The following is a 17,085-nucleotide window of genomic DNA, read 5'->3' as shown; positions in this document are numbered from 1 at the left end:
AGTTAATGCAACCCACTTAGTACTACTTATGGATGATTAACTATCTGCTTTTCATTCCTATTTTCTAAGTAATTTTGGACTTAAACAAACATCGTCTGCGGCGACTGGTGACATGTTAAGTACTTCCAACAGTTTTTTCATATCTTCAGTTTCCACTAAATCATATGGACTTTTGTAGTTAAGTCCTGCTCTAATGGTACTGTTGATATGATTTGCGATTAGCGTCATGTCTTCCTGGGTGTAACCTTTGAAAGTGTTTCCTCTTGGAATAACATAGCGTATATATTCGTGATTCTTTTCAATGTGAGGTTTTTGCCATGAAGCTTGTGGATCACAATAAAAAATCTTTGTTCTAGGAGAGCCATTCTTTGTATACTCAAGCTCTAAAGCATTTTTAAAGCATCTACCATTGTCAGTAAGTATTACCGGAAAAAGCTTTCTAAAACGTCTAATTCCCAAGGCTTTCGTCAACTTATCAAAGACAGCTATAACTTCATCCATTGATTCATCTTCAATAAGAATCATTAGCATCACAGAATTCGTATTAAACATAATGGTCAGAAGAACCTGTTCCTTAGTTCTCAAACCTCTAACTGTATCCATCTCAACTACTGGCGTATCTGGATGTTCTTCCATATACATTTTAAAATCTTCAAAGGTTCTGCCTTTCCGATAATTAAACTTATTGCATTTAATCTCAGCATTTTTCTTACGGCGTCTTTTGTACTTTACCTTGCGGCGTAAATCAAGATTACTTACCGTCAATTCACCAGCTTCTATGTAATTATAGATACTTCTCTCAGAGACTTTTATCTCATCCGCATGAGTATTACAGATATGAGATAATGGCTGCCCCTGGCGTATTAATGGTGATAAAATTTCATCTAACGTCTGTAGTTCTTCTTGCGTCAGCCTAATTCCTTCTCTAGACTCTGAGCGCGTTGCTTTAGCTTTAGCATCAGCTTTTTCAGCAATGTAATAATACTTGTCATAAATACATTTTTTCTTATTCTTTTCACTACAAGTACTACATACAAAAGGCGGTTTAAGATATTTAGGGCATTCATGATTCTTGACCCTATCGCATATCTTCGTACAATCAACCTTCAAGCACAGCCTACATTTACGATCACAAAACTCTTCGTCGCACATATTTTTCTTGGCGCAAGTTGATGTATAAATGCAATCCCGTCCCATAACATAAGGCATTTTTACTTTGATGCGATTTTGTTTTACTTCTCTTATGATGCTTGATGTACTACGCCCTAAATCTTCAGCTATTCTACTGAAAGATTCATGGGCATAGATTCCAGCTTCAATCCTCACTCTTTCTTTAAATGTTATTCGATTGTAATTGCTCATTTGACTCCTAACCGCAGATAGCAATCACATCGAATCATATCACATAAAATACCTCCTTCTGCAAAACTCATTGCAACAGATTTTCTCAAATCACAATGATTTCGTTGCGTTAAATTTTTCAATTAAGGGAAAGATAGATATTACAAACATTGAAGAATAGGTGAAATAAGTCCATTAAAACGCCCTTCTGTGATATACTAGAAATAGTTTTCACAGGAGGGTGTTTTTATGGCTAAAGGTACAAATCAAAAGCTAAAACTGAGCTATCTTTGTAAAATAATGCAGGCTAAAACTGATGATGAGCATAGCCTTACTTTGTCGCAGATTATGGACGAACTAGAGCGCTATGGAGTCACAGCTGAAAGAAAAAGCTTGTATGATGATTTTGCAGTAATGACGGATAAGCTTGGTATCGAAGTCATTAAAACTCCTAAAGGTCGTGAGACATATTATCACGTTGGAGAACGTCAATTTGAGCTTGCAGAAGTCAAGCTTCTTATAGATGCAATTCAGTCATCTAAATTCATAACAGAAAACAAATCAAAAACATTAATATCGAAAATAAAGAGCTTCGTAAGTGATTACCAAGGTAAGCAGTTGCAACGCCAGGTATTTATAAATACTCGTATCAAGAATATGAACGAGAGCATTTACTACAACGTGGATGCTATTCATACAGCAATTTTTAATAATAAGCAGATAGAGTTCAAGTATTGTGAGTGGACACTAGATAAAAAGTTGATTCCCAAGAAAGCAGGAGAGAAGTATATTGTCAGTCCGTGGGCTTTGACCTGGGCTAATGAATACTATTATCTGGTGGCGTATGATTCTGCGGCTGGCAAGATGAAGCATTATCGAGTAGACAAGATGAAGGAAGTGTCTGGCAAGGATGACCTTCGAGAAGGTAAGGAAATCTTTGACAAGCTTGATATGGGAGAATATGCACTAGAGAATTTCTCAATGTTTGGTGGAGAGATTAGGCGTGTACATATAGAGTTCCCTAACAACAAGGTGGGAATCTTTATTGATAGATTTGGAAAAGACATCAGCATCCGTGAAGCTGGAGAAGGCAGGAGTATGATTGCTGTAGATTTGGCAGTTAGCTCACAATTTTTTGGATGGATATTTGCTCTGGGACCTGATGTAAAGGTGACTGGACCTGAGGATGTGGTGCAGAAGATGCAGCAGGAAGCTGAGGAATTTTTGAAGAATTATAGAGGGTAAAGTTATGGGGTACTCATTATATTTAACAGATTTGATAGAAAAAACAGGTATTCCAAGAAATGAATTATGTGCAATAAGACATTCATTAAATCATGAAAATGCAAAGATTGTGTGGGATAGTGGCTTTGAATATTTTGAAGAATATCAAAGAATACAGCCTTTAAATTATTTTTGTGGAAAGAAGTATATATTTTCATTTGTAAATGGACCCGGGACTACTGCGAGATTTCTGGAGGTGTATGAACTAAAAGATATGTATCCAATAAAACAAGCCACGCATATGAGTAATTACCCTTTACCAGAGATGTATGATGGCTCGCTTAGTTAATGATCCAGTGAGATATAAGGATGTATATCAGGCATTGTCTGCAGTAAATGGTGTTTATCTTGTTATTGATCCCATTTCACATAAACAGTATGTTGGATCAGCATCTGGTAGCGATGGGATTTATGGACGATGGAAGACTTATGCAGAAACAAATGGGACAGGTGTCACTGGGTCAGACGAGGGCAACAAGAGATTGGTTGAGCATCTAAAAGCACACCCTAATAGGTATTTAAAGCTTAGATATTCAATATTAGAAACTATGCATAGGACTGGAAATGAGCAAAAATATAGGAAAACAGCTCTTGAATTGGAAAGTAGCTATAAAGAAAAACTTGATTCTAGAAATATGGAGACTGGGTTAAACGCAAAGTTACTATTCACGGTCAATGTCATTAAGTTAAGATGTTTTGAGTTAGATTCTTTATAGGGTCTAACTCTTTTTTTATAAAGAATAGTTGACAAAGCTACTCANAAGTGCGGCCGCTCTCACTACTGATTGCATTAATTAGAAGTAGTGAGAGCGGCCCTTGAAATTAACAAGACGTAAACGTTGATTTCAAGGAGGTTGCTNTGAACTATTCTGTTACTGTAAAAAACTATTTGATGTCTGATATCGATGCTATGGCATCAACACCAGAAGCCTATGCGTTGAATCCAGGAAAGGACTTTACCCGGCATAGAAAGATATCGTTTAAAGATCTTGTCTTACTGCCTATTACCATGGAAGCTGGAACCATGAGACATGAGCTGTATAAATACTTTAACTACCAGGAAGATACACTGTCCAACTCTGCATACTGTCAACAACGCAACAAGCTAGCCCCAGAAACATTCAAATCACTTCTACAACGCTTCAATTCCCATTTTCCTCCCGCTCCGTATAAAGACAAGTATCAGTTAATGGCTGCTGATGGTTGTACTTTTACCTTTACCCGAAATCCGGAAGATACCATATCATTCTATGGGCCGGATGGTAAATCAACTAAAGGCTTTAACCAAATCCATACAGTTGCTTTGTATGACTTAATCAGCAGATACTATGTTAACGCTAAAATTCAGCCAATCAAAAAGAAAAATGAATTTAAAGCATTGGCAGAACTAATAGACGAATACGAACATCACGACCTCATGCCTATATTTATAGCAGACAGAGGGTTCTTTGCGTATAACGTTTTTGCGCATGCAATAGAAAATAAATCTTTTTTTCTCATTCGTGCAAAGGACAAAAACATGATGCGTTTAACCGGTTCTTCCATCGATGAACTTCCAGATGATCTTGATATAAGTGTAACTCGAATTCTTACTCGCTCAGCTTCGAAGAAAAACAGAAAGCAACCAGATAAACCTGATGCGTACAGGTATATATGCAAAGCTGTTAGGTTTGACTATCTTCCTGAAGGATCAAAAGATGAATACGAAATAACTCTTCGTGTTCTACGCTTCAAGATAACTGATCCTTCCTACGAAAACATAGTGACTAATCTTCCTGTTGAAGAATTCTCCGCAGATGATATAAAAGATCTCTATAACTTACGCTGGGGAATTGAAACATCTTTCAGGGAGCTCAAACACATCCTCGGAACTGGTAATTTTCGATCTAAAAAAAGAGAGTATATAGAGCATGAAATTTGGGCCAAACTAATTCTTTACAATTTCTGCTCAGTAATCACTCAACATGTAGTTTTCAAAAGGGCAAAGCGAAAGTATGAATATCAAGTCAATTTCACAGTGGCATTCAATGCATGTCATTACTTTATCCGCATAAAAAATGGAGATTCCCCACCAAATATAGAAGGCCTGATTAGGCAGAACATACTCCCCATCAGGCCTGGTAGGAATTATGCCCGCCAGCATAGATTCCAAATACCTGTCAGCTTTGCTTACAGGTTCTAAAAGATCATAAGTAGTATACATCTTTATGAGGCAGATGAAAATCTGTCTATTTTGCGTGCTCTTCTTTACTCAATTATTATGTTTCATCCTAATTTTAACGATGAAACTCTAGGAAACACCTTAATTCATCTTCAATAACGCACTTTCTTTCCCCTTAACTAAATGACATTGACTGTGAATAGTAACACTTCAGAGTATTCTGGGACAATGCATATGCTGTACATCACCTCTACAAGGAAAAGAGCAAAATCTTAAATATCCTTCACGAGTGTGAGGAAGCAGACAATCCAAATCTTGTATTTGAGTTTGCATCTACTTCAAAGATTACATTTGCAGGTGGCGGTATCGCAGTTATTGCATGTAATCACAAGAACCGTGAGGAGCTCAAGAAGACTCTTACAGTTCAGACTATCGGCTTCGACAAAATCAACATGCTTCGTCATGCCAGATATTTTGCAGATGTTGAGTCTGTCAGCAAGCACATGGAAAAGCACGCAAAGATTCTCCGTCCAAAGTTTGAGCTTGTAATCAGAACAATGGAGAGAGATTTAGTAGAGCCAGGCTGTGGTAGCTGGATTTCACCAAAGGGTGGATACTTCATCACATTCGAGGCTCCAAAGGGAACAGCTACTCGTATCGTAGATTTAGCAGCAGAGGCGGGCGTTAAGCTTACACCAGCAGGAGCTCCATTCCCATATCACATGGATCCTAACGACTCTATCATTCGTTTCGCTCCATCACTTCCTCCAATCGAGGAGCTTGAGCAGGCAGCTGAGGTATTCACAGTTTGTGCACGTATTGCATATCTTGAAAAGCTTATTCTTGCGAAAGCTGAATAATAGTAATAAAAAATAACTAAAATACTCCTCAGGTAATTGATAGTAAAATATGAATTATCTGGGGATTTTAGTACCATAAAAGTGTAGTAGTTAGAGAGTAATTAACTCTAACTTCTGCACTTATTTTTTTATAATAAGGGGAGTAATTGGTCTGACGTGGGGCTTTTTGGATTAATCATCCGCAATAAAAACCGTTAACCAACCCCTTATTATAAGCATTCGATTAGGCAGGTAGGGAGCGACACCCGCGTAACCAACTAAACTGAATGGTAATAAGTGCGGTTGGAACAATTACTAAATTTTATGTAGAGGGAGGTTTAGAATGATAAGCGTAGGTGTTGATGTTTCTAAAGGTAAAAGTACTGTATGCGTTATGAAGCCATACGGAGAAATTGTATTAAAACCGTTTGAAGTACAGCATACAGAAAGTGAGCTCAGCGAACTTGAGAAGATGTTAAGGAAGCTGGATGGCGAAGTAAGATTGGTTATGGAAGCCACAGGTGTATACCATTTGCCATTGCTAACTTATTTTCTTGAGCGTGGATATTTTGTGTCGGTAATAAATCCATATGCCATGAGAAAATATGCTAAAGATAACAGCATTCGTGGCGCTAAAACAGACAAATTGGACTCAATTGTCATAGCAAACTATGGTATTGAAAAATGGTATAAGCTTCAAAACTATGACAAAGATGAGGCTATATATGCTGAGCTTAAGTTGCTTGGGAGACGTTACAGATTCTATATGGAACTACACATTAAAGCGCTTCAAGAATTAACTCATATGTTAGATTACACAATGCCAGGCTTAAAAACTAAATTTAATAGTTGGGATGAAAAGAATAATAAAGATAAACTTAGTGATTTTGTAGAACGCTTCTGGCATTATGACCTGATTATCGGAATGAGTCGTGATGATTTTGTGGTGGCCTATTGTGAGTGGCTAAAGAAAAGAAATACCAAAAGAGCCAATCAAAAGCTGAAGAAATATATGAATTGGCATCTAATGGTATTCCTACGTTATCTTCAAGTACTCCATCTACAAAAATGTTAGTACAAGAAGCTATATCTGTGTTGAGAGCAATTGATGATACCCTCAATACAATTCTAACACGAATGAAGGAACTTGCTAAGAGTTTACCTGAATATTCTACTGTTAGAGCAATGGGTGGGGTTGGTGATGTATTGGCACCTAAGTTGATTGCTGAAATTGGAGATATAAGAAAACTTCATAGCGCAAAAGCCCTTATTGCTGTTGCGGGAATAGATCCTCCTCCATATGAATCAGGACAATTTGTAGGTTCAAACCGGCGCATAACGAAAAGAGGTTCATCAACGCTACGAAAAGTAGGGTATGAAGTTATGCGAGTGTTGAAGAGTCACCCTGAACCAGAGGATAATGCTGTATACAATTACATCCTGAAAAAGGAAGCTGAAGGTAAAACAAAGAAACATGCAAAAATAGCAGGTTTAAACAAGTTTTTAAGGATATATTATGCAAGAGTAAGTGAAGTGTATAAATAGAAAAATATAGTTAAAGGCTGGTCTACCGCCAGCCTTATTGTGATGCAATTAATTATTTAAAAAGTATATTTGAAATTCCTGCTTGATTTTTGTTAGCAGGTTTTTATGGCGATATTGTGGCGAAACCTTAAGCATTTTGTGAGGCTTGATTTTGCACAATATAAAAAGTCACTATTTGAACAATCAGGTCAAAAAATTGATATTAGGAATTTTTTTCACAAGCTATAATTTCTTCCAAAGGGAGATATGTCTGTAAGAGGAGAGACATATGGCTAGGAATGAGAATAAGGTAAAATCTTCAAGAACTGTTCCAATGCATGCATCAATACGCTTTAGGGTTATGAGCACCGTTGGAATAGCCGTTTTTATTGCAGTTACTGCAATTCTTCTGGTGGTTACAATTCCAGTAAGAAAAGAGCTTTTAAGTGTAAACTCCGACTATCTGTACATGACTGCCCAGATGTACGGTCAGCGTATGGAAACAGCAGTAAATCTTACCCAGTACGATATCGATATACGCAAGGTTCCATTTAGATTGGAGTCTTTTTTACAGAATGCAAAAATGGCTGACTGCGAAAGCAGTTATTGCTATTTAGTTCGAAGTGACGGGATAACTCTTTATCATCCAAATCACGATAAGATTGGCCGAACAGCTGAGGTAGAAGCTATAAAAAATATAGCTACTTCGTTAGGTAGTGGAAATGCATCAGATATTGTTGAATACAACATAGATGGACAGGATGAGATAGCGGCATATTATGCAAGCTCTAAGGGCTTTGTACTTGTGGTTGCAGTTGAGAAGGCTGATTTTCTTGCAACCTTAAATAAAATGACCATGATTGCTATAATCACCGGAGTGGTTATTTTTGTAGTGATGCTTTCCTTCGGACTTTATCAGGCGCTTCGAATCACAAAGCCAATTGAGACTGTGGCTGAGGTTGTGGATCAGATTGGAGATCTTGATTTCACAGGTGATGAGAGAACCGGAGCTTTGCTAACGCGCAAGGACGAGACTGGAGTTATCGCTGAATCAGTAGAGGAAATGCGCGAGAAGCTGGTTGGAATTGTTCAGAAGATTCAGAGTCAAAGTACCATTCTCTACAATACATCACAGGATTTGTACCAGAGTGCAAGAGATACAAATGATGATGCATCTCATATTGAGCAAGCAGTTGGTGATATCGCTACAGGTGCCAGCTCACAGGCTGATGAGACCCAGAAGGCAAACGTGGATGTGGGTGTTATCGGCGAGATGATTATAGATACCAGCAATCAGGTTTCAGAGCTTACTGAAACAGCAAATAATATGCGCAACACAAGTGAGGAGGCTTTCAATATTCTCGAAGATCTGAGTGAGATTAACAAGAGTACATTCGATTCAATCGAGCGCATTTACGAGCAGACAAATGAAACAAATGAGGCGGCTCAAAAGATTAAAGAGGTTACACAGTTAATTGCAGATATTGCCAGTGAAACAAATTTGTTATCACTTAATGCAAGTATTGAGGCAGCTCGCGCGGGTGAAGCCGGAAAAGGCTTCGCCGTTGTTGCCTCAGAGATTTCTAAGCTGGCTGCAGAGTCAAGTGAATCGGCAAAGAGTATTGATTTGATTATTCAAGAGCTGGTTGCTAATTCATCCAAGGCAGTTGAGATTATGGATGAAGTCATGGAGGTTATGCAGCAGCAAAGTAAGCTGGTTGAAGATACTGAACATGCATTTAGAATTGTTCAGGATGGCATTGATACATCCCTTGAAAGCGCTGAGCAAATCAGGCAGCGTGCAGACAGGCTGAATGTAGCAAGAGAGAATATCGTAAATACGGTAATCAGTCTTTCTGCAATTGCTGAGGAAAATGCAGCAAGTTCTCAGGAAACTTCAGATACAATGACAAATATTATTAACCAGCTCAAGTCGGTGGCAGATGGCAGTGATAAGCTAAACGACATTGCCAAGATTCTGGATGAGAGCATTAATGAGATTCATATTTAGATTTGTTTTGGAGGTTGCCATGAGAATAAGAAATAAAGCATTTGTTATAAGTTCAATTATGTGTTTTTGTTTAGTAGTATTTTCCTTCATTGGTTGTGGAGCCACTGAGGGCAACGACGGTACAGGTACCTCCACTCTGGAATCAGAGTCAGCTGAAGGTGTGGCGACCGATGGAGGAAGTACGCTAAATATATATTGCTGGAATACAGAGTTTGAAGAGCGTATGACGGATTACTATCCTGGCTATACAGATAATGGTGATGGCACAGGAAAAATTGGAAATGTAAAGGTTGTTTGGACTATAGTTCCATCTAATGATTATCAGCCAGCGTTAGATGAAGCACTTCTTTTAAATATGACAAGAAGTGCGGATGAGCGAGTGGATTTGTTTCTGCTAGAAGCGGATTATATTTTAAAATATGTGGATTCTGATTATACCCTGGATGTTGTGGGGAATTTGGGAATTAGTGAATCAGAATTGGCAGATCAGTATCAATACACAAAGACTATTGCTACATCCCAGGAGGGAAAGCTGAAGGGCGTTAGCTGGCAGGCTACACCGGGCTTGTTTGGTTATCGACGTTCCATTGCTATAGATGTACTTGGAACAGATGACCCAGTGGTGGTTCAGAATGAACTATCAGACTGGAACGGTTTTGACCATGTGGCAGATTTGGCTAACAAAAAGGGATATCACATGCTCTCAGGTCCGGTTGAGACCTTTAGAGTTTTTTCAAATAATGTAACACAGACCTGGGTAGATGACCCAAGTTCAGTTTCTCCAAAGATTCAGGTTGATTCAAAGCTTATTGAATGGGCTGACATGTGTAAAAAATACACTGAAAATGGATGGATTGGAGACAACGAGCAGTGGACTGACGGATGGAATTTTGACCAGAGTGCAGAGGGAAAGGTCTTTGGATTCTTTATGTCTACCTGGGGAATAAATTTCACACTTGTTGGAAATGCCGGAGAAGAAGGCTTTGGAGATTGGGCAGTATGTGAAGGACCAGCGGCATGGTACTGGGGCGGCACCTGGATTTCAGGAGCCCGTGGTACCGACAACAAGGAGCTAGTTGTTGACATAATGAGAAAGCTTACCTGCGACAAGGATAACATGGTGAAGATGAGTGGGGAAACTCAGGATTATACTAATACGGTTTCTGGAATGGAGACACTTGCTGCATCAGATTATAAATCAGATTTCCTCAGTGGACAGAATCATATTAAGTTGTTTTCACAAGCAGCTCCAAAGATTGATATGTCTAAGGTAGGTCCTTATGACCACGGTCTTAATGAGGTGTTCCAGAAGCAAATGGGAGACTATATAGGTGGTAAATGCGATAAGCAAACGGCCATAAATAATTTCCTGAAAAATGCGGTAGTGAAATACCCAGAACTCACCTACGATCCTATCACGGTTCAGTAATAATTATTTTTTAGGTGTAGTAAAGTTGGCAAGGTTTTCAAATTTTGTGTGCCACACTGTTTTGAAGAATTTATCACGGAAGTCTTTAGGCGAGTAGCCGGTTTCCTTTTTGAAAACCTGTGAAAAATAGCTCTGGGTGGAATACCCCAGATAGTTGGAAATTTCGATGATACTGTAATCACTATAGCGAAGGAGGTTTTCGGCTACTTTGACTTTTTCCTTTCTGACATAGTCTGAGAAGGATAGATTGGTTTCCGTCTTGAATAGTCTGGAAAAGTAGCTTCGGGAAAGCTGTAGGGCATCCGCTACATTGTCGGCAGTTATACGCTCCAGGATATGTTTAGAGATGTAATCTAGGGCTTCGTCCACGACCTTTGAAGATGAAAGCATATGTGAAAATGTTTGCATATGATAAGTGATGGCCATTACGATCGCATCGTGCAACTGAATGATTTCTTCTTCAGTTTTTACAGAGTCAAGCAGACCGATATAATAATCGGCCAAATTGTAAGCGAATTCATGATCTATGCCGGCTTCACTACAGAAACGGCAAATGATGGAAATAGTAATTACATAATGATATTTGAGATTGGTTACAGGATTCTTTGACAATATCCCGGCACCGCCCTCTGGACGATAAAATCGTCCCTCCAAACAGTTTTGTTGCACATACTCTACATCACCACTAGCAACAGCTAAATAAAAGCGGATTTCTTCGCTAGGAGGACGGTGCACTTTTCTTTCATCCAGTGCAGTATTCGTATATGCGGTAATGTCTGGGATTGATTTTATTGCGAACGGCTTTTTTTCCATAGATATTCACCCTTTTTAGTGTGAGTTGACTGGAACGAAGAACTAATTTTATTTCATAGAATAAAGGATTTTTAGTCATATTTCAATACAAAATAGTTGTCGCAAAATCGGCAATGAATGAAAAGCTTTAATGTGTTACTATTCACGGTCAATGTCATTTAGATAAGAAAAAGATGTGACAGAGCAACAAGCATGATATTTATAGCGTCTACGTGAGATGCTGCTCTTTATTAGTAGTAGAACACGTAAAACTAAACAGATATCTGGAAAAAATACGTGAGGAGAGGCTTGTTAACGGGGGTGTATCACGTAGAATGCCAGAAAATCATTGCGAAACTACGTGATAACAGTCTAAAGATAAAGCTGTGTCACGTAAATGTCCACGCTACTGTATAATCTGAAGAACGTAGCGTACCTATTTTGTCAGTTATTGTACAGTTAAATTCTGTTTTCATGGCGAAAGGAGATAATTATATGACCCCTGACCAGTATGCAAGATCAAACAAAAAAGTATTTCAGATCAACCTTATTATTGTCTTTGCTGCGCTTTTAATGGTAGTGCTGGATGCTGCAGCACACGGAATGAGCCTGGGGCTTGTCATCGAGATTGTCGCTGTCCCGGCAGTTGTGCTGCAGATGACGGTTGGATTTATCAAATTCAGAGAGACCAGGTTTGGCGCAGTGGTTATTCTGGGAGGTCCGACTCTTTACTATATGGTTATCATGATAATACAAAATGATATGATTTTTTATGCATTCGCGATACCGGTAATGCTGTCGTGTATTCTTTATCTGGACTTAAGGCTCTATGTGGTGGGACAGATGGCTATGACCATAGGCGGATTTATTGTCCTGGTCAGAAATCTTATTGCTACAGGTTCGATACCCAGGGACCATTTTGTGGCCGGTTTCATAATCATTCTTGCGGGAATTGCCGGAATAGAGTCGCTTAAGATGAGGCGGACCCTGGTAAGAGAGGACGACGAGGCCATCAAGAAAGGGCAGGAGACCCAGGAAAAGACCCGTATCCAGATGGTGGAGATCGCCAAGGAAATTACGAGGCTGTTTGATGAGGCCCATGGGGAAGTCGATGAGTTAAAGAGCATCATAGGAAGAAACCACGATGGCATGAGGGATATTGCGGACAGCACAGGAGATACCGCAGCTGCCGTGACAGAGCAGTCACATCAGATAGCAGATATCCATGAGCAGACGGAAGTGGCTGATGCCAAGAGAAATCAGATGGTTGAGATGTCCGAGAGCACGCAGAAAGCCGTTATTGATGGGACTAAGGTCATCGACCAGCTCAAGGACAAGACCGCAAATGTTGTTGAGATGAGTGATAAGACGGTGGCATCCACAAGAGCTGTCACTGAGAAGGTCGAAAAGGTTGAGAAGATTGTCGGTTCCATCATATCGATATCAATGCAGACCAATCTTCTTGCGCTCAATGCTTCAATTGAGGCAGCGCGTGCGGGAGAAGCCGGGAAAGGTTTCGCTGTGGTTGCCGATGAGATAAGGCAGCTGTCGGAGCAGACCAGCAGTGCTTCAAATCAGATCACCAGCATCATGCAGGAGCTTTCCGCTGATGTTCAGAATGCGGTAGACTCTACCAATGCGGCAGCTGAGTCTGTCAAGGCTCAGGACATTCTTATCAGAGAGACCGCAGATACTTTTGAAGAGATCGGGGAGAACGTTGGAAACCTTATAGGAAGATTTAATGATATCGGTACTTCCATAGAAGCTATAGGAAGAAGTGCAACGGAGATCAATAATAATATTGCGAGCCTCGCCGCCACAAGTGAGCAGGTGGCAGCTTTGTCCGGTATGGGCGAAGAGGGAGCAAGGACAGCGGTGGAGAAATTTGATGAGTTTGATATTCTGCTGAAGGGGATATATGATCAGGCGCAGAGGCTGAAATAATGTAATACCGGTCAGAACCGTCCCAATGTCATTTAGATAACGGTACCCCCCTGACCCCATTTTCAATTTATAGTAATCTCGGACTGAGAACCAGAGGAGAAATAATGGCCAACTCAGATAATACTGATGAAAAATTGACAACACAAGATGATTTTTCAGAACTATTCATAAAATACATCGATGCCATGGTTGATTTTGAACATTTTTCCAGAGAACCCCTGGTTGATGTTCTTTGCAGATTGGCTCGTTCTTTTCGTCTGACCAAAGTTGTCACAGAGTTTTATAGGAGCAGTGTGGATGAAAAAGACGGCAAGGGAGAAATCCTCTGTGATTTCAATGAAGGTTCTGCGGACATTGTTGTGCTCAAAAAAGAACTCATTTCAAGAACAGGGGCTATAGTTAGAGCCATAGCATATTCTGCCAAAGGCACAGAACATTTGAGCAATAAAGAAGAACAGCAGCTTGACATCTGTCTGCGTTCCATGATGAGTTACGTAGGACGGAACCGTATGCAGAAAGCAATCGAGAATCTCGCGTTTCATGACAACAATGGATATCCGAATTTTGCATATTTCTTCCGCCATCTTGAAAAAATGAATAAAACAGGTGGATTTAACGGCTTTACCGCCATTATGTATAACCTTAAGGATTTTTCTGTCATAAATCGTGATTTGGGATTCGAAGAAGGCAACGCCGTTATGAAAGCCCATTTCGATACTTTAAGGGATATGATTGGAAATAGTGGTACTGTGTGTCGTGTGGGAGGGGATAGCTTCGCAGCTATATTCCCAAATGAAATGTTGGAGAAAATTCTCGCTTTTTTTGAAGGCACACCTATCATATATGACCGGCTGACTTCAAGCAGCGCAATCGTATCAGCATATGCCGGAGTATTTATCATTCCGAGTGATTTCAAATATGAAAGGCCGGGCAACATTGTTGAAATGATCTTGCCCACTTGTCAGACTGCAAAAATATCCGATGAAACTGATGTTGTATATGCGAGTATGCAGTATATAGAGGATAAAGAGAATGTTTCAAAAATCCGCAGACATTTTGAAGAAGCTCTAAATAATTATGAATTCCATGCATACTATCAGCCAAAAGTAAATGTTGAAACGGGCAGGATCATAGGCGCAGAGGCTCTATGCAGATGGATCAGGGATGGAAGGATAATACCACCTATGGATTTCATTCCGATACTCGAACGTAACACGGATATATTCCGGCTGGATTTCTATATGCTTGATCTTGTTTGTAAGAATATAAGAAAATGGTTGGATGAAGGGAAAAACGTGGTTCGGATATCTATTAACTTTTCCCGTAAGCACCTGGCTGATCCGGAACTTTTGGATAAAGTCGTCAGTATAATAAACCGATATGATATCCCATATGAATACATTGAGATAGAGCTAACCGAGACAACTACAGAAGGCGATTATCTTAAACTCAAAAAGCTGGTCGAAGGTCTTACAAAGATAGGTATACATACATCCATTGATGATTTTGGTATCGGCTACTCTTCCTTAAATCTTATCAGGGAGTTGCCATGGAACGTAATGAAGATTGACAGAAGTCTACTTCCGATATCTTCAACCGACCAAAAAGATCTCTCTACAGTTCTATATAAGCACATAACAGCTATGGCATCTGACATGGGAATCGAATGCCTTACAGAAGGTGTTGAAACTGCTGAGCAGGTTCAGATTCTTCGTGACAATTGTTGCTTATGATTCGGAGGTGCATTATGAGTAAAAAGGAAGTCGAAAAACAGGATGGAAGTAGAATAAGCATGAAAGACAGCATCAAGACCAAGCTTATTGCAATAATGGTTCTTGTTGCGGCAATACCTCTTATCGTGGCGGTGGTTGTTAGCTATTTTACTTCAACTGATAAAGCTCTTGCGGATGCCAAGGATATTTACGAGTGGCAGGTCTGGTATCTGGAAGAACGGTTTGAAACAGTATGCAGTAACAATATAAAAATGATTGAGAGTGTGGCCAAAAATCAGACGGTTATAGATTATATGCTGGGAGATACCAGTATACCCTATGAAGAAGCACAGGCTGTTTTAATAAAATGTGATGAGGCTCTTGATGACGGTGATCATACTTCTATAGCCGGTGCCGATGGTATGCAGGTTTTGAGAGCCCAGGGTGATTTTATTGATGTTTCCGAGAGAGAGTATTTCCAGGAAGCAATGAAAGGAAATGTTTTTGTTTCCAATATCCAGGTAAGTAAAACCAATGGTCGTAGAATGATAACCTTCGCAGTACCTGTTAAAAATGGTAATGATGTAATAGGTATAGTTCACAGAAACTATGATCTCAACAATTTTCATGAAATACTTGCAGCAGACACAACCAATGCTTTTATAATCGACAGAACAGGAAAAGTATGTGCACATGCTGCTTATGAAATTGGAGAGGGTGCTCACGAAGAAGAGGATATGTCTAACCTTGATTTCTTTACCGGCAGTGACGAAGAAGGCTTCTACCTAGAGAAAAAATATAATAACAATTACATCGCTTTTGCCAGAAATGAAACAACCAACTTCTATGTATGTACTGCAACCAGTGAAGATGATGTGCTTAGCGCAGCAAGAAAATCTGCAATCATTGTAATTTGCGTCGGTGCTGTTCTTCTGATCGCAGCTATCATTATTTCACTTTTCATGGCAAACAGCTTCACAACACCGACAATAGCTGTAGCAAAATCACTTGAAGCATTGTCGGACGGAAGATTCCAGAAGGTAGAAAAGCACGATAAGAGAAAAGACGAGTTCGGACTTATTTCAAACGCAACCAATTCTTTGATAGATAAGCTGGATGCTATTGTTACAAATATCAAGAAATCAGCCAGCGATGTCGGATCATCCTCGGAAGAGCTATCGGATATGGCTAATCAGATATCCCAGACAGCAGAAGATGTATCCAATGCTGTTCAGGAAATCGCTTCCGGCGCTACTCAGCAGGCAGATGAAATCCAGCAGGCAACAGAAAATGTCGGCAGGATTGGCGATGCGGTAGGAAGCGTGCAGACATCCTCCGGAGATCTGTCAACTCTTGCAGGTAAGATGAAGGAAGCATCGGAAGTTTCCAGTAGGTCCCTTGCTCAGCTTCAGGATTCATCTGCCGAGATGACAGTGAAGATCGATGATATCACACGTACGATCAGTGCAACCAAAGATGCCGTTAACAGCATAAGCGAAAAGGTTGAAGGCATCACATCAATTGCAACCCAGACCAATCTGTTGTCTCTCAATGCTTCTATCGAGGCTGCACGAGCAGGTGAAGCAGGTAAGGGATTTGCCGTTGTTGCAGAAGAAATCGGTAAACTTGCTGAGGACTCCAAGCAGATGGCAGATGACATCAGACTTGAGATGGAATCACTTCTTGAGCAGTCTGAAGCTGCAGTTGCAGCAGCTGCCGAAGTTAAGAACGGAAACAATGAGCAGCAGATAGCTCTTGGTGAAACCTTAGATGCGGTAAACGGTATGCTTGATGATATCGGAAGTACGGTAGGAGGTGTAAGGCTTATCTCCGATGGTGCTGATACATGTGAGACATCCAAGAATGCTGTTGTCGATACCATGAGCGCTCTTTCAGCCATTTCCGAAGAAAATGCCGCATCCTCAGAAGAGACCGGCGCTTCCATGCAGGAGCTTTCCGCTACGGTAACAACTCTTGCGGGATCAGCCAACGGGCTTAAGGAAATCGCAGAAAAGCTCAATGAAGAAATGAAGTTCTTTAAGTCATAA

At 40.0% G+C, this 17,085-nt stretch carries 11 protein-coding genes and 2 pseudogenes; 11 read left to right on the top strand and 2 right to left on the bottom strand.

The annotated features are described in order from the left end of the window. Nucleotides 1-57: 57 nt before the first annotated feature. The gene (locus tag FXF36_RS04325) at nt 58-1,362 is read right to left on the bottom strand and encodes an IS30 family transposase (protein WP_151622646.1); all 1,305 of its coding nucleotides are present in this window, start codon (nt 1,360-1,362) and stop codon (nt 58-60) included. Between the two features lie 228 nt (nt 1,363-1,590). Between FXF36_RS04325 and FXF36_RS04320 the strand changes: the two genes are divergently transcribed. The 8 genes and pseudogenes from FXF36_RS04320 to FXF36_RS04285 all read left to right on the top strand — a co-directional run bounded on the left by FXF36_RS04320 (nt 1,591) and on the right by FXF36_RS04285 (nt 10,589). Next, complete coding sequence (locus FXF36_RS04320; RefSeq protein ID WP_151622645.1) at nt 1,591-2,586, top strand: helix-turn-helix transcriptional regulator; 996 nt, start codon at nt 1,591-1,593, stop codon at nt 2,584-2,586. A 4-nt stretch (nt 2,587-2,590) separates the two neighbouring features. Then, the gene (locus FXF36_RS04315; RefSeq protein ID WP_151622644.1) at nt 2,591-2,914 is read left to right on the top strand and encodes a hypothetical protein; all 324 of its coding nucleotides are present in this window, start codon (nt 2,591-2,593) and stop codon (nt 2,912-2,914) included. Further along, the gene (locus FXF36_RS04310) at nt 2,895-3,341 is read left to right on the top strand and encodes a GIY-YIG nuclease family protein (RefSeq protein ID WP_151622643.1); all 447 of its coding nucleotides are present in this window, start codon (nt 2,895-2,897) and stop codon (nt 3,339-3,341) included. The genes FXF36_RS04315 and FXF36_RS04310 overlap by 20 nt, the downstream gene beginning before the upstream one ends. A 176-nt stretch (nt 3,342-3,517) precedes the next feature. Continuing rightward, complete coding sequence (locus FXF36_RS04305) at nt 3,518-4,807, top strand: IS4 family transposase (protein ID WP_151622642.1); 1,290 nt, start codon at nt 3,518-3,520, stop codon at nt 4,805-4,807. Nucleotides 4,808-5,007: 200 nt separating this feature from the next. Then, nucleotides 5,008-5,646, top strand: a pseudogene (locus FXF36_RS04300) (PLP-dependent aminotransferase family protein); the annotation flags it as partial. A 322-nt stretch (nt 5,647-5,968) separates the two neighbouring features. Next, nucleotides 5,969-7,170, top strand: a pseudogene (locus FXF36_RS17055) (IS110 family RNA-guided transposase). A gap of 268 nt (nt 7,171-7,438) precedes the next feature. Then, nucleotides 7,439-9,160 (top strand): methyl-accepting chemotaxis protein, encoded by a 1,722-nt coding sequence (locus FXF36_RS04290; RefSeq protein ID WP_151622641.1) that lies wholly within the window; start codon nt 7,439-7,441, stop codon nt 9,158-9,160. A 19-nt stretch (nt 9,161-9,179) separates the two neighbouring features. Continuing rightward, the gene (locus FXF36_RS04285; RefSeq protein ID WP_151622640.1) at nt 9,180-10,589 is read left to right on the top strand and encodes a carbohydrate ABC transporter substrate-binding protein; all 1,410 of its coding nucleotides are present in this window, start codon (nt 9,180-9,182) and stop codon (nt 10,587-10,589) included. 3 nt (nt 10,590-10,592) lie between these two features. Here FXF36_RS04285 and FXF36_RS04280 read toward each other — a convergent pair whose 3' ends face one another. Then, nucleotides 10,593-11,402 carry a helix-turn-helix domain-containing protein gene (locus tag FXF36_RS04280; RefSeq protein ID WP_151622639.1) on the bottom strand — a complete coding sequence of 270 codons (810 nt, stop codon included), beginning with the start codon at nt 11,400-11,402 and terminating at the stop codon, nt 10,593-10,595. Nucleotides 11,403-11,822: 420 nt separating this feature from the next. On the opposite strand from FXF36_RS04280, the gene FXF36_RS04275 reads away from it, so the two are divergent. The 3 genes from FXF36_RS04275 (at nt 11,823) to FXF36_RS04265 (ending at nt 17,085) form a co-directional block, all read left to right on the top strand. Then, on the top strand, nt 11,823-13,325 hold the full coding sequence (locus tag FXF36_RS04275) for a methyl-accepting chemotaxis protein (protein WP_151622638.1): 1,503 nt from the start codon (nt 11,823-11,825) through the stop codon (nt 13,323-13,325). Between the two features lie 104 nt (nt 13,326-13,429). After that, complete coding sequence (locus FXF36_RS04270; RefSeq protein ID WP_151622637.1) at nt 13,430-15,058, top strand: bifunctional diguanylate cyclase/phosphodiesterase; 1,629 nt, start codon at nt 13,430-13,432, stop codon at nt 15,056-15,058. A gap of 14 nt (nt 15,059-15,072) precedes the next feature. Beyond that, nucleotides 15,073-17,085 carry a methyl-accepting chemotaxis protein gene (locus FXF36_RS04265; protein WP_151622636.1) on the top strand — a complete coding sequence of 671 codons (2,013 nt, stop codon included), beginning with the start codon at nt 15,073-15,075 and terminating at the stop codon, nt 17,083-17,085.

Origin of the sequence: Pseudobutyrivibrio xylanivorans (assembly GCF_008935055.1) — a bacterium.
In the GTDB taxonomy this organism is placed as follows: Bacteria; Bacillota; Clostridia; order Lachnospirales; family Lachnospiraceae; genus Pseudobutyrivibrio; species Pseudobutyrivibrio xylanivorans_A.
Note: the sequence above shows the minus strand (reverse complement) of the source record. Positions and strands in the feature narration are given on the sequence as shown.